The 12518-nt window shown below is 71.8% G+C and carries 15 protein-coding genes; 8 read left to right on the top strand and 7 right to left on the bottom strand.

The genetic code is table 11. The annotated features are described in order from the left end of the window. Positions 1-47: 47 nt before the first annotated feature. The 3 genes from ACFPIJ_RS17550 to ACFPIJ_RS17540 are packed head-to-tail and all read right to left on the bottom strand — an operon-like array spanning position 48 to position 2346. On the bottom strand, positions 48-686 hold the full coding sequence (locus tag ACFPIJ_RS17550) for a DUF998 domain-containing protein (protein ID WP_380116121.1): 639 nt from the start codon (positions 684-686) through the stop codon (positions 48-50). Further along, positions 683-1939 (bottom strand): RNA polymerase sigma factor, encoded by a 1257-nt coding sequence (locus ACFPIJ_RS17545; protein WP_380116120.1) that lies wholly within the window; start codon positions 1937-1939, stop codon positions 683-685. The genes ACFPIJ_RS17550 and ACFPIJ_RS17545 overlap by 4 nt, the downstream gene beginning before the upstream one ends. Before the next feature lie 26 nt (positions 1940-1965). Continuing rightward, positions 1966-2346: a YciI family protein gene (locus ACFPIJ_RS17540; protein WP_380116118.1), complete on the bottom strand. Its 381-nt coding sequence runs from the start codon at positions 2344-2346 to the stop codon at positions 1966-1968. A gap of 155 nt (positions 2347-2501) precedes the next feature. Here ACFPIJ_RS17540 and ACFPIJ_RS17535 point away from each other — a divergent pair, with 155 nt between their 5' ends. The 3 genes from ACFPIJ_RS17535 to ACFPIJ_RS17525 are packed head-to-tail and all read left to right on the top strand — an operon-like array spanning position 2502 to position 4619. Then, positions 2502-3080: a dihydrofolate reductase family protein gene (locus ACFPIJ_RS17535; RefSeq protein ID WP_380116116.1), complete on the top strand. Its 579-nt coding sequence runs from the start codon at positions 2502-2504 to the stop codon at positions 3078-3080. A 19-nt stretch (positions 3081-3099) separates the two neighbouring features. Further along, positions 3100-3924: an alpha/beta fold hydrolase gene (locus tag ACFPIJ_RS17530; RefSeq protein WP_380116115.1), complete on the top strand. Its 825-nt coding sequence runs from the start codon at positions 3100-3102 to the stop codon at positions 3922-3924. A gap of 11 nt (positions 3925-3935) precedes the next feature. Further along, positions 3936-4619, top strand: a complete 684-nt coding sequence (locus ACFPIJ_RS17525) for a DUF998 domain-containing protein (RefSeq protein ID WP_380116113.1) — start codon at positions 3936-3938, stop codon at positions 4617-4619. On the opposite strand, the gene ACFPIJ_RS17520 is transcribed toward ACFPIJ_RS17525, so the two are convergent. Then, positions 4510-5190 carry a peptidoglycan recognition protein family protein gene (locus tag ACFPIJ_RS17520; protein ID WP_380116111.1) on the bottom strand — a complete coding sequence of 227 codons (681 nt, stop codon included), beginning with the start codon at positions 5188-5190 and terminating at the stop codon, positions 4510-4512. The genes ACFPIJ_RS17525 and ACFPIJ_RS17520 overlap by 110 nt on opposite strands. Positions 5191-5400: 210 nt before the next feature. On the opposite strand from ACFPIJ_RS17520, the gene ACFPIJ_RS17515 reads away from it, so the two are divergent. Further along, entirely contained in the window at positions 5401-6129 is a 729-nt protein-coding gene (locus tag ACFPIJ_RS17515; protein WP_380116109.1) for a lysozyme, read from the top strand. 256 nt (positions 6130-6385) lie between these two features. Next, on the top strand, positions 6386-7708 hold the full coding sequence (locus ACFPIJ_RS17510; RefSeq protein ID WP_380116107.1) for a ricin-type beta-trefoil lectin domain protein: 1323 nt from the start codon (positions 6386-6388) through the stop codon (positions 7706-7708). Between the two features lie 49 nt (positions 7709-7757). Here the strand turns inward: ACFPIJ_RS17510 and ACFPIJ_RS17505 are convergent, their stop codons facing one another. Further along, on the bottom strand, positions 7758-7970 hold the full coding sequence (locus ACFPIJ_RS17505) for a hypothetical protein (RefSeq protein ID WP_380116105.1): 213 nt from the start codon (positions 7968-7970) through the stop codon (positions 7758-7760). 31 nt (positions 7971-8001) lie between these two features. Here ACFPIJ_RS17505 and ACFPIJ_RS17500 point away from each other — a divergent pair, with 31 nt between their 5' ends. Beyond that, positions 8002-8754 (top strand): class I SAM-dependent methyltransferase, encoded by a 753-nt coding sequence (locus ACFPIJ_RS17500; protein ID WP_380116103.1) that lies wholly within the window; start codon positions 8002-8004, stop codon positions 8752-8754. On the opposite strand, the gene ACFPIJ_RS17495 is transcribed toward ACFPIJ_RS17500, so the two are convergent. Continuing rightward, positions 8699-9052: an STAS domain-containing protein gene (locus ACFPIJ_RS17495; protein WP_380116102.1), complete on the bottom strand. Its 354-nt coding sequence runs from the start codon at positions 9050-9052 to the stop codon at positions 8699-8701. The two genes, ACFPIJ_RS17500 and ACFPIJ_RS17495, sit on opposite strands and share 56 nt — an antisense overlap. Before the next feature lie 25 nt (positions 9053-9077). After that, positions 9078-9809 (bottom strand): AfsR/SARP family transcriptional regulator, encoded by a 732-nt coding sequence (locus ACFPIJ_RS17490; RefSeq protein ID WP_380116100.1) that lies wholly within the window; start codon positions 9807-9809, stop codon positions 9078-9080. A 260-nt stretch (positions 9810-10069) separates the two neighbouring features. Between ACFPIJ_RS17490 and ACFPIJ_RS17485 the strand changes: the two genes are divergently transcribed. Further along, complete coding sequence (locus tag ACFPIJ_RS17485; protein WP_380116099.1) at positions 10070-12019, top strand: phage tail sheath family protein; 1950 nt, start codon at positions 10070-10072, stop codon at positions 12017-12019. Between the two features lie 4 nt (positions 12020-12023). Further along, on the top strand, positions 12024-12518 hold the full coding sequence (locus ACFPIJ_RS17480) for a phage tail protein (RefSeq protein ID WP_380116098.1): 495 nt from the start codon (positions 12024-12026) through the stop codon (positions 12516-12518).

Raw genomic sequence — 12518 nt, 5'->3', positions numbered from 1 at the left:
GAGGCCGGGTCCGCATCGGACCCGGCCTCCGTACCGCGGACACCGGACTACTTCGCCGGCACCGGCCGGGACGGTGCCGCCCGGCCGCCGGTCGACGGTTGGGGCGTCGTGAAGGCGAGCCGGACGAGCCAGCCGACGCCGGCGAAGAACGCGATCCGCTCGGCCAGGCCGGCCGGCAGCGCGCGCGGGGGCTCGCCGGTGAACGCGATGCCCGCCAGCACACTGGCGGCGACCCAGGCGGCGGCAACGATGACGGCCACCAGCAGACCGCCGGGCCGGTACGGGAGGCGCCGAGTGACCCAGGCCGTCGCGAACAGGCCCAGAAAGGTCAGTGCCCCGCCGACGTCGTGGAGCTGGCCGTGCCAGGTCAACGCCTCGGGATAGCTGGTGGCGGGCGGCGCGTCGGTGACGAACAGGCCGGCGATGACCAGACCGCCGCCGGTCACGGCCGCCCACCGTCCGGGCCAGCGGCCCGCGTCGAAGCGACGCAGGTGCGCCCGCAGGAGGAAGACACCGAGGCCGGCCGCGGTGAGCGTGGCGCAGTTGATCAGGCCCCAACGGCCCAGCGACAGGTGACTGATGAAGTGCCGGATCGGCGAGAGGTCCTCGCGGAGCGCGTCCTGCGTGAGGATCGCGGCGAGCGCCGCGACGAGCAGGGCGCCGGCGAGCCGGGTGCGGATGGTCATCGGTGTCGATCCTCGTTCCTCGCACGGCCGGCCGTCCGGTCGAGCGCCTGGAGTTTCCTGGTCACGATCGCCTTGTCGGCCGCGCTGTCGGTCATCGCGATCGCCCGGCGCAGCAGGGTGATCGCCGCACCGGTGTTGCCGTCGGCGGTTTCGATCTCGGCCAGCGCCGCGGGCAGGTACGGGTAGTTCGCCAGCCGCGGATCGGACAGCAGCGGCACGAGGATCTCGCGCGCCGCGGCGCTGCCGTACGCCTTCCAGTGGGCGATGCCGCGGTTCAGCTCGGCCACGGGACCCGGGTGGCGGCGCAGGTAGGCGTCGTACAGCCGGGCGATCCGCGGCCAGTCGGTGGCCTCGACGGTGCGCGCCCGGGCGTGGCAGGCGGCGATGGCGGCCTGATGCGTGTACGGGCCGCCGCCCAAGCGGACGGCGGTGGCGAGCGCGTCGAGGCCACGACGGATCAGCAGCCGGTCCCACCGCATCCGGTCCTGATCCTCCAGCAGGACCGGGCCGTCCGGGCCGTTGCGGGCGCGGAACCGGGAGGCGCTGAGTTCCATCAGCGCGAGGAGGCCGTGCGCCTCGGCGGCCGTCGGCAGCAGGTGCACCAGCATGCGGCCGAGCCGCAACGCCTCACCGGCCAGGTCGGGCCGGGTCCAGCCGCTGCCGGAGGTGCCGGCGTAGCCCTCGTTGAAGATCAGGTAGATGACCTCCAGGACCGCGGGCAGCCGATCGACCCGCTCGGCGCCGGTCGGGTTCTCGAAGGCGAGACCGGCGTCCCTGATGGTCCGTTTGGCCCGGGCGACCCGCTGGCCGGCCGTGGCCGGCGGCACGAGCTGGGCGCGGGCGATCTCCTGCGTGGTCAGCCCGCCGAGCAGCCGCAGCGTCAACGCGATGCGTGCGTCGCGTCCCAGCGACGGATGGCAGCACACGAAGACCAGCCGCAGGATGTCGTCGTCGATGTGGCCGTCCGCGAGGTCCTCCAACGCAATGTCCTCTCTCGCCGCCGCCTGCTCGGCGACGCGCTCGTACTTCGCGTCCAGGTCGACGTCGCGCCGGAGCTGACTGACCGCGATGCGGCGGGTCACCGTCATCAGCCAGGCCCCGGGCCGGTCCGGGACGCCGCCGGACGGCCACTGCTCCAGGGCCGCCACGAACGCGTCCTGCGCCACCTGCTCGGCCATGCCCGGATCGCGCAGGACGGCGTGCGCGGCCGCAACCAGCCGGGGGAACTCGATGCGCCACTGGCTCTCGACCATCGCGTGGTCGACGGGCGTCGGCTCGCTCAGCTCGGGCCTCCCGTCGCGTCTCCGGGGCCACCGGGGCCGGTCACCTGCCGGACCTCGACCTCGCACTCGCCGTCGTGGGCGATGGCGAACCTGCGTCCCCATTCCCTGGCCTCGGCGAGGCTGCGCGCGTCGATGAACGCGAACCCACCCACGATCTCCTTGGCCTCGGCGAACGGCCCGTCGGTCACGCTGATCCGGCCGTCGTGGGCCGAGATCCGGGCGCCGTAGGAACTGGGCAGCAGGCCGTCGGCCTGCAGCAGCACCCCGGCCGCCGAGGCCTCCCGCAGGAACTCGCCCATCCGCCGCATCAGCGCGGGGCCGGGCAGGCCGCCGGCCTCGAAGTGGTCGTTCGACTTGCTCATGATCAGAAATCGCATCCGTGCGTCTCCTTGCTGCATCCGTCTTGCCACGACGTCCTTACAAGGCACGTCGTTCGGGGAGACCGGTTTTCGACACGACGCCTCGGCGCGTGGCAGAAAACACCCGGGCGCCGGCGATGTCGAAACCCCCGCGGCCCGATCGACGTAGTTGTGTGACAAACACAGACCGCGGCGCGACGCGTAGCATCACCGCCAGCTTCTTCATCTCCGTCGACGGCGTTGTCGACGCCCCGCAGCAGTGGCACTTCCCGTACGCCACCGACGACGTGGCCCGGGTGATCAGCCAAGCCACCGAGGGTGTCGACGCGTTGCTCATGGGCCGGCGCACCTTCGAGGAATGGAAGGCGTTCTGGCCCGCCCAGCAGGGTTACCCGCTGGCCGACTTCATCAACGGCACCCACAAGTACGTCGCCAGCGACACCCTCACCGACCCCGGCTGGGGCCCTGCCAGCGTGCTGTCGGGCGACGTCGCCGCCCGGGTCGCCGCCCTGAAGCGCACCGAAGGCGGCACCATCGCCATCAACGGCAGCGGCACCCTGACCCGCCACCTGCTGCAGGCCGGCCTCGTCGACGCGTTGCACCTGCTGGTCCACCCGATCGTCGTCGGCACCGGCAAGCACCTCTTCGAGGCCGGCACCGCCCCGGTCGGGCTGTCCCTGGCGTCCCAGGAGACCTTCGACAGCGGCGTGACGTACCAGATCTACACACCAGCCGCCACCACGCAGCAGTGAGGGGACACCCATGCGCGCCATGACCACGCAGGTCAGATCACCGGACGGCACCACGATCGCCGTCGACGTCATCGGATCCGGGCCGCCGCTCATCCTGGTCGGCGGGGCGTTCAGCTACCGCCGGTGGAAGGGCTTCGTCGACCTGGCCGACCGGCTCTCCGACACGTTCACCGTCTACGGCTACGACCGGCGCGGCCGGGGCGACAGCGGCCCCGGGCCCACCGCGTCCGGTCCCGCGTCGGTCATCGCTGAGGTCGGCGATCTGGCCGCCGTGACCGGACACGCCGGGGCGGACCCGCTGATCTTCGGCATGTCCTCCGGCGGTGTCCTCGCACTGCGCTCGGTTGCCGCCGGGGTGCCCGCGCGCGGCGTCGTCGTCTACCAGCCGCCGTTCGTGCTCAGCGCCGCCGGCCCCCTCCCACCGGCCGGCTTCGCGCAGCACCTGGACCGCCTGGTCGCCGCGGACCAGCGGTCGGCCGCGGTGCGCTGGTTCATGACCAGGGGCATGGGCGCTCCCGCGCCCGTCGTGGCCCTGATGCGGCTCGCGCCGTTCTGGAAGCACCTCACCGCGGTGGCCCACACGCTGCCGGCCGACATCGCCGTCATGGGCGACACCATCGAGGGCCGGCCGCTGGACCGCGACCCCTGGGCGCGGATCGAGGTGCCCGTCCTCGTCCTCGACGGCGGCAAGAGCTCGAAGGCGACCGGCCTGGCGGCCGACCAACTCGCCGACCGGCTGCCCGCCGGGCAGCGGGCCACCCTGCCCGGGCAGGGCCACAACGTCGCGATGCCGGCCCTGGAACGGGCGATCCGCGGGTTCGCCGGCCTTCTCACTCCCTCCTGAAAGGTATGCAGATGCCCACCGTTTCCGGACGACTGCTCGCGGGGGTCGTCTCCCCGGTCCTGTTCCTCGCGGTCAGCTACCTCCAAATGCCGTTCAACCCCGGCCTGGACCTGACCAGGCACGCCTTCAGCTACCTCAGCATCGGCGACACCGGCCCGATCCAGCAGACCAACTTCGTCGTCATGGGACTGCTGAACATCGTCGCCGCGACCGGTCTCCGGCAGGCGGTCGGCGGCCGCCTCGGCACCGCCACCGCGATCCTGCTCGCCCTCGACGGGCTCGGCCAGATCATCGCCGGCCTCTTCACCCTCGACCCGTCCAACGGATTCCCCGCCGGCGCTCCGGCCGGCCTGCCGGAGACCGTGAGCACCCACGGCAACCTGCACGGCGTCGGGTTCGGCCTGTCGATGGTGTCCTGGCTGGCCCTGCTGCTCCTGCTCGGCCGGGTGCACAAGGATGCCGGTGACCGCGGCTGGGCCCGGCTCAGCATCCTGGCCGCCGCGGCGCTGCTGGTCACCGCGGCGTGCCTGATGCTGCCGTTCGGGACCGTGCTGCTCTACGTCGTGCTGTCCTCGACGTGGCTGTTCATGGCCGCGACGTTCCAGCACTTCCGCTTGCGGCGACAGCGATCGCCGCGGCCACGGCCGCGCGCAGTTCCGGGAGCCGGTCGTGCAGCAGGCCGGGGCACTCGGTGACGTTGAAGTCCTTGTGGCCGTAGATCTCCGTGGCGGGGATGGCGTACTGCCGGCAGGTGAACGCGCAGAACGCGACGAGGCTGTTCCACAGGGCGGCCGGGGGTTGCCCGGTCAGGTAGGTGCCCTCGTTCTCGATGCCGATGGCCTGGTCGTTCTGGCCCTTGCAGTGTGAGCCCTGGACCATGGTCTGGCCGTGCAGGAGGGCGTACAGGCTGCCGTTGCGGCCCTCGGTGAGCCAGCCGCCGCGGCTGTTGGTGAAGTGCTGGCCGCTGTCGAGCCAGCCGTTGGTGTCCATGTGCAGGTCCTGGATGTCGCGCGAGTTCTGGAACGCGTGCGCCTGCGAGTAGTCGGTGGAGTTGGCCATCGCCGTGTGATGCACGATGATCTTGTTCGGCCGGTACTGGTCGATGGTCAGCGGGCGGGACGGCGGCCGGGCGCCCCAGGTGCCGCAGTTGGCAATCGTGGGCTGCTCGACCGCCGCCCACGCCGGGTCGGCGGGGCCCAGCAGCGTGGCGGCGCCGCCGAGCAGGACGGCGCCACGCAGGACGCCGCGGCGAGTGATTCGGGACATGGGCGCCTCCCGTTGCTGATTCACGCCGATCATCGAAGCTCGTAAACTTCTTGCAGCGGGGCACGCTACACCTGCTCAGGGGGGCCTGTCTATCGATCTGAGTCACTGTAGATTTCTCGCAGAGTTCGACGCTTGCCTATTGAAAGTTTCCGACGGCCGTGAGCTAATCGGCGAAGCTATCTGCCAAACCCCGGCTTGAAGGAGGCACCCGTGTCCAAGCGACGGCTCGGCGCACTGGCAGCCCTGTCCCTGGCGGCCGCCCTGGTCACCACCGCTCTGATCGGCAGCCCGGCCTCGGCGGCCACCGTGACCTACGGCCAGGACGTCTCCGGCCATCAGGGCAACGTCAACTGGACGGCGCAGTGGAACGCCGGCTCCCGGTTCGCGTACGTCAAGGCCACCGAGGGCACGTACTACACCAACCCCTACTTCGCTCAGCAGTACAACGGCTCGTACAACGTCGGCATGATCCGCGGCGCCTACCACTTCGCGATCCCGAACGGGGGCGGTGGCGCGGCCCAGGCCGACTACTTCGTCGGCCACGGCGGCGGCTGGTCCAAGGACGGCAAGACGCTGCCCGGCGCCCTGGACATCGAGTACAACCCGTACGGCGCAACCTGCTACGGCCTGTCCCAGTCGGGCATGGTCAGCTGGATCCGGGCGTTCCTGAACCAGTACCACACCCGCACCGGTCGCTGGGCCACCATCTACACGACCACCGACTGGTGGGTCACCTGCACCGGCAACTACAGCGGCTTCTGGGCCAACTCGCCGCTGTGGCTGGCCCGCTACAGCAGCACCCCCGGCACGCTGCCGGCGGGCGCTCCGACCTGGTCGTTCTGGCAGTACTCCAGCACCGGCCCGTTCGCCGGCGACTCCAACCAGTGGAACGGGGCGCTGGACCGGCTCAAGGTCCTCGCCTGCAACGGCCCCTGCTGAACGGATCTCCCACATCGCCCCGGCTGCTCGTGCCGGGGCGATGTTCCGTGTCCGGGGCCCGCACAGAAATCAACAGGCAACTTGCTTATTGACAAGAATCTTTCCAGTGGCCACGATGCTGAGAGCGCTCTCACGTCCGCCAACGTGGGGCGCGAGCATCTGCTGTCCGCCATCGGCCACCCCCAGGCCACCTTCCCTTCGACGAAGGGTCATCCTCGTGGAAACTGCACAGATCAAACACAGTCGCACACGGCGGTTGTCACTCCTGGCCGGCGCCGCGGTCGCCCTGCTGGGCGCCTCGATCGCCGCGTTGCCCGACGCCGGCGCGTCGGTGCCGCCCACCCCGAGCGGCTGGACCCAGGTCTTCGCCGACGACTTCAACGGTGCCGCGAACACCGGCGTCAACACCGGAAACTGGCTCTACGACCTCGGCCACGGATACCCCGGCGGCGCGGGCAACTGGGGCACCGGCGAGATCGAGAACATGACGAACAGCACGGCGAACGTCTACCTCGACGGCGGCGGCAACCTCAACATCAAGCCGATCCGCGACGGCGCCGGAAACTGGACCAGCGGCCGCATCGAGACCCAGCGCACCAACCTCGCCGCCCCGGCGGGTGGCAAACTGCGGGTCGAGGCCCGCATCCAGCAGCCGAACGTCAACACCTCCAACGGCGCCGGCTACTGGCCCGCGTTCTGGATGCTGGGCGCGGCGGCGCGCGGCACCGGCGCGACCGGCTGGCCCGGCATCGGCGAGATCGACATCCTGGAGAACATCAACGGCCGTCCGTCAGTGTTCGGCGCCCTGCACTGCGGGACCAACCCGGGTGGCCCGTGCAACGAGACCACGGGCATCGGCAGCGGCGAGCGTGCCTGCGGAGGCTGCAACACCGGCTTCCACACCTACGCCATCGAGCAGGACCGCAGCACGTCGCCGGAGCAGATCCGGTGGTACCTCGACGGCAACAACTTCTTCACCATCAACGCCAACCAGGTCGACGCGACCACCTGGAACAACGCCACGCACCACGGATTCTTCATCATCCTCAACGTGGCGATCGGCGGCGGCTTCCCGGCCGCGTTCGGCGGCGGCCCCTTCGCCTCCACCGTCTCCGGCGTACCGATGATCATCGACTACGTCGCGGCGTACACGTCCGGCGGTGGTGGCGGTGGCACCACTCCGCCGCCCACGACGGGTAAGGCCGTCAAGGGCCCGGGTGGCCTGTGCCTCGACGTCCGCTCCTCCAACAGCGCCAGCGGTACCCCGGTCCAGCTGTGGACCTGCAACGGCACCGGCGCGCAGCAGTGGACCTACGTCGAGGCGGGCAGCACGCTGCGCGCGTTCGGTAAGTGCCTGGACGTCTCGGGCGGCTCGACCGCCAACGGCGCGAAGGTCCAGATCTGGGACTGCAACAGCACCGGGGCCCAGGTCTTCATCCACCGCGCCGACAACACGTACTACAACCCGGCGTCCAACAAGTGCCTCGACGACCCGAACGGGTCGACGACACCGGGCATCCAGATGCAGATCTGGGACTGCAACGGCAACAACGCGCAGAAGTTCACGCTGCCGCAGTAACACCACGTCGGCCCGTGGGCGCCGTTCGAGCAACGGCGCCTGCGGGCTCTCACTCGCGGACGTAACCGCATTCGTCGTACAGGGCCCGCGCGTCCTCGCCGAGCGCCGCGAGGGCGTGCGCCTCCAGGAGCCGGAACCCGCCCTGCCGCGCCTTGTCCAGCGCGTCCCGGCAGCGCTGCCGCGCCTCCGCCGGCCGGTCCAGTGAGCGCCGGCTCGCGACCTTCAGCGCGGCCGGGCCGCGGACCCCGACGGCTGGGTCCACCGCGTGCCCGTCTGAGCGATACCGTGGTGCGATGGTTTCGGCTTCGGCACGGACGAGCTCGAAACGGCCGTTCTACGCGCTGCACGGCGACGCGTATGACCTGCTGGTCACCGACCCCGTGGAGCCCTGGGTGGACACGGTGCACGACGAGCTGACCGGCTCCGGGCGGTCGCCGGCCACGATCCTGGACGCCGGCTGCGGCACGGGCCGGCATGCCGCCGGTCTCATCGCGAAGGGGCACCGCGTCGACCTGGTGGACGCGTCCGCCCACCTGCTGGACCAGGCCGCCGCCCGGTGCCCGGGCTCGCGGGTGCAGCTGGCGGACCTGTGCCTCCTGCGGATGCCGACCGCCTACGACGCGGTGACCTGCCGCGGCGTGCTCAACGACATGCTCGACGATGCGGAGCGTCATTCCGCGGTGCGGGCACTGGCCGGCTGCCTCGCCCCGGGCGGCGTGCTGTTCCTCGACGTTCGCGAGGCGGAGGCGTCCCGGCTGCGCGCCGACGGCGTCGCCCGGTCCCGCGAGGTCCACTTCGACGAGGGCGGCCGGCTGACGTTCGTCGCCCGCACGACCTGGACCGGCGGGCGGCTGACGGTCGAGGAGACCTACGAGCTGGACCGTCCCGGCGAGCGGAAACGGGAGTCGCACTACAGCTTCGCCATGCGCCCCTGGACCGAGCCCGAGCTCCGCGACGTGCTGCGCGAGTGCGGCCTGCACGACGTGCGCGTCAGCCCCGGCGTGGGCCGCCGGACCCCTGACCGTCTGCTGGTGATTGCCCGCTGATCAGGTCGGCGGCGAGTCCGCGGTGGCGCAGGCGCTCCGCGATGCCGCTGTCGGGGTTGCTGAGCGCGATGCGGCAGCCGATCCGCTGGGCGATCCGGCAGGCGGTGACGAGCACGGCGAGCGCCGCCGCGTCGGCGGACGTCACCTCGGTCAGGTCGAAGACGAGGTCGCTCGGGTAGACCGTGAGGGCGGCGGCGAACGCCTGGTGGAACACGTCGATGCCGGCGTCGTCCAGTTGCCCCTGCAGGGCGACGACCACGCGGCCGGCGGCGCGGGTCCACAGATCGAAGCGGAGCACCACGCAAGTCTGCACCGCAGCCGGATCATCCGCCAACGATCCGGCGCGCGGCGTCGGCGCGCGGCAGCTTCACCTGGGCGACCAGGTGGATGATCTCCGGGGAGGGCGCGACGCCGAGTTCGCTGTCCAGCAGGTGGCTCAGTCTGCGGTAGGCCTGCACCGCCTCGGCGCGGTTACCGGCCGCCAGGTGGGCGGAGATGAGGCTGCGGTGGGCGCTCTCGCGCAGTGGCTCGTCCTGCAGGGCGGCGAGCGCGACGTCCACGGCCTCGCTGTACCGCCCGGCGGTCTCCAGCCGCGCCGCCAGCTGGTCCAGCACGTGCAGGCGGAGCATGCGCCAGCGGCCGCGCCAGCCGACGACCCACTCATCGGACCAGTCGGGGAGCAGGTCGGCGGTGAGCCAGCCGGGGAGGGTGGGTGCGAGCTCCCCGGCCTGCAGACGCTTGATCGCGGCGAAGGACTCCAGGGCGTCGACCCGGACGTCGGGGCAGAGGGTCAGATCGGTGCCGGTCACCAGCAGGACGCCGTCGCTGACCCGGCGCAGCCGCCACAGGGCGGTGCGCAGGCAGCCGGTGGAGCGGGCCGGGTCGGCGTCCGGCCAGAGCGCGCCGGCGACCCGGGCCCGCGACACCCGGCGGTTGCTGAGCGCTACGTACGCCAGCAGCCGCTCCACGGCCACCGGCACCGGTAGCCGGACGCCGTCGCGGCGCAGCGCGAAGGCCGACAGCAGTTCCAGGGTTAGGACGGGCGTACTGGTCATGGACGGCTCCCCGCGAGCGGATGGTCCGGTGTCCGTCCGCCCACCATGTCGTACCTGCGTGGGGCGCGGTGTCACCGTTCTGACCTCGAAAGTTGTATCTACGCAGCAGGCGGGCACTCGGTTCGGGTGCTGTCGGCAACTGGACGCAGAACAGGCGCGGTGACTGCGCGGTGACGGTGCGGTGACGGCACCGGCGCAATGTGGTTGTCCGGGCCGACCCGGACCGCGGGCCGCGCCACGCGCAGGCTGGAGGGAAGCCGATGCCGGTCCAGACCACATATCCAGGCGTATACGTCCAGGAGGTGCCGTCGGGCGCGCGCACCATCGTCGGCGTCTCGACCTCCGTGACCGCGTTCGTCGGCGCCGCCCGCCAGGGACCGGTGAACCGGCCCACGAAGGTGCGGTCGATGGCCGAGTACGTGCGGACGTTCGGCCCGCCGTGGGACGCGGCGCATCCGCTCGGCCACTCGGTGAACCTCTTCTTCGCCAACGGCGGGGTCGAGGCGCTGATCGTCCGGGCCGCCGGTTCCGGCGCGGCCGAGGCGACGACGACGCTGCGCAACGCCACCCCGGCCGACGTGCTCGTGCTGACCGCGAACGGGTCGGGCGCGTGGGCCAACCGGATCGGCAGCGTCGGCCTGGAGGTGGCGGTCGACCACGCCGGCACGGCGAACCCGGCCGACCTGTTCACGCTCGTGCTGCGGCAGCGCTCGGCGGACAGCGGACCGGGCGGCTCGGTCGTCGTCGCCGAGGAGACGTTCGCGAACCTGTCGATGGCGCCGAAGCATCCCCGGTACGTCGGCAAGGTCCTGCCCGGCTCGAAACTGGCCCGGGTCACCGGCCCGGCGACCGCGGTGGCGGGCACCAGCCAGGCGACCTCGACCGGCAAGAACCCGCTGCCGGCCCAGGTGAGCCTCGGCGCCGCGAACGGCGTGCTACGGGTCTCCGTCGACTACGGCCCGGTGACCGACCTGACCGTCGCGTCCGGCGCGACCGCGAACGTCGCCCGGGCCGACGTGGTCACCGCGATCAACACCGCCGCCACCGCCGCCGCGCTGCCGGTCACCGCAAGCCTCAACGGCGCCAACAACCTCGTCCTCACCACCACCGGCACGGCCGGGGCGGACCGGTCGGTCGTGGTGCACACGGCGCCGTCCGGCGACGCGGCCGCCACGCTGACGATGGGCCTGGCGGCCGGCGGCACCGAGGCGTCCGGTGCGGCCGCGCTGCGGCCGGTGCCGACCGCGGCGGGCGCCGAGCGCGGGTTCGGCGGCGGCACCGACGTCGACCCGACCGCCGCCAACCTGGTGCCGGCCAGCGGCACCGGCGGCATCTACGCCCTGGGCTCCCTCGACTTCCCCCGGTTCAACCTGCTCTGCCTGCCGAGCCTGCCGGCCACCGACCCGGCGGACGCCGGAACGAGCGCGAACAGTGCCGCGCTGTCCACCGCCCTGGCGTACTGCCGGCAGGAGCGGGCGTTCCTGATCGTGGACACCACCGACGCGTGGCCGGTGGAGAACGCGAACGTCGGGCCGCTGGCCGCACTCGGCGAGCACGGCGCGATCTACTACCCCCGGGTGACCGTCGTGGAGCAGCCGCCGGGCGGGCTGCCGGTCACGGTGAGCCTCCCCGCGTCCGGCGCGGTGGCCGGGGTGATCGCCCGCACCGACGCGGCCCGCGGGGTGTGGAAGGCGCCGGCCGGGCTGAGCGCCGGCATCGCCGGGATCTCCGGCCTGGCCAAACCGACCGACGACGGGCTCTCCGGCGACCTCAACCCGCGCGGGATCAACGTGCTGCGGACGTTCCCCGGCGCCGGCAGCGTCGTCTGGGGCGCGCGGACCCTCAAGGGCGCCGACAGCCAGGCATCGGAGCACAAGTACGTCCCGGTGCGCCGGATCACCGACTTCATCGCCAGCTCGCTGTACCTGGGCACGCAGTTCGCCGTGTTCGAGCCGAACGACCCGGACCTGTGGGCGCAGCTGCGCCTGGCCGTCGGCACGTTCATGCGGGGGCTGTTCCAGGCCGGCGCGTTCCAGCAGAGCGCGCTGAAGTCCGAGGCCGACAGCTTCTTCGTGGTCTGCGACGAGACCGTCAACCCCCAGTCGGAGATCGACCTCGGCCGGGTCAACGTGCTGGTCGGGTTCGCCCCCTTGAAACCGGCCGAGTTCGTCGTCATCACCATCACCCAGATCTCGAAGCTGGAGGGCTGACCCCATGGCGCAGTTCACCGCCAACGCCCAGCGCCACGACCCGTACAAGACATTCATGTTCCGGGTCAAAGTGGACGGGGAGTACGTGGCCGGCCTGTCGAAGATGAGCGCGCTCAAGCGGACCACCACGCCGGTGGTGCACCGCGACGGCGCCGACCCGTCGCGGGAGCGCAAGTCACCAGGCATCACCAAGTACGAGGCGGTCACGCTCGAGCGCGGCGTCACCCACGACACGACGTTCGAGGCCTGGGCCGGCCTGGTCCACTCGGTGGAGAACCCGATCTCGCTCGCCAAGTTCCGCAAGGACCTCATCGTCGACGTCTTCAACGAGGCCGGGCAGAAGGTCCTCTCGTACACCCTGGAACGGTGCTGGGTCTCGGAGTTCCAGGCCCTGCCGGCGATGGACGCGGCGAACGCGGCGGTCGCCATCGAGTCCATCAAGGTGGAGCTGGAGAACTGGAAGCGCGACGTCTCGGTGACCGAGCCGACCGAGGCGTGA

The sequence above is a fragment of the Dactylosporangium cerinum genome, from assembly GCF_042653625.1.
Taxonomy (GTDB): Bacteria; Actinomycetota; Actinomycetes; order Mycobacteriales; family Micromonosporaceae; genus Dactylosporangium; species Dactylosporangium cerinum.
The sequence above is the reverse complement of the archived record's forward strand: the minus strand, read 5'-3'. Positions and strand labels throughout refer to the sequence as shown.

What these genes read in the sequence shown, in the direction of transcription:
- ACFPIJ_RS17500 (WP_380116103.1), top strand. Translation starts at nt 8,002, where the DNA reads ATGGTTTCGGCTTCGGCACGGACGAGCTCGAAACGGCCGTTCTACGCG.
- ACFPIJ_RS17540 (WP_380116118.1), bottom strand. Translation starts at nt 2,346, where the DNA reads ATGCGATTTCTGATCATGAGCAAGTCGAACGACCACTTCGAGGCCGGC.
- ACFPIJ_RS17485 (WP_380116099.1), top strand. Translation starts at nt 10,070, where the DNA reads ATGCCGGTCCAGACCACATATCCAGGCGTATACGTCCAGGAGGTGCCG.
- ACFPIJ_RS17525 (WP_380116113.1), top strand. Translation starts at nt 3,936, where the DNA reads ATGCCCACCGTTTCCGGACGACTGCTCGCGGGGGTCGTCTCCCCGGTC.
- ACFPIJ_RS17490 (WP_380116100.1), bottom strand. Translation starts at nt 9,809, where the DNA reads ATGACCAGTACGCCCGTCCTAACCCTGGAACTGCTGTCGGCCTTCGCG.
- ACFPIJ_RS17545 (WP_380116120.1), bottom strand. Translation starts at nt 1,939, where the DNA reads ATGGTCGAGAGCCAGTGGCGCATCGAGTTCCCCCGGCTGGTTGCGGCC.
- ACFPIJ_RS17550 (WP_380116121.1), bottom strand. Translation starts at nt 686, where the DNA reads ATGACCATCCGCACCCGGCTCGCCGGCGCCCTGCTCGTCGCGGCGCTC.
- ACFPIJ_RS17530 (WP_380116115.1), top strand. Translation starts at nt 3,100, where the DNA reads ATGACCACGCAGGTCAGATCACCGGACGGCACCACGATCGCCGTCGAC.
- ACFPIJ_RS17520 (WP_380116111.1), bottom strand. Translation starts at nt 5,190, where the DNA reads ATGTCCCGAATCACTCGCCGCGGCGTCCTGCGTGGCGCCGTCCTGCTC.
- ACFPIJ_RS17480 (WP_380116098.1), top strand. Translation starts at nt 12,024, where the DNA reads ATGGCGCAGTTCACCGCCAACGCCCAGCGCCACGACCCGTACAAGACA.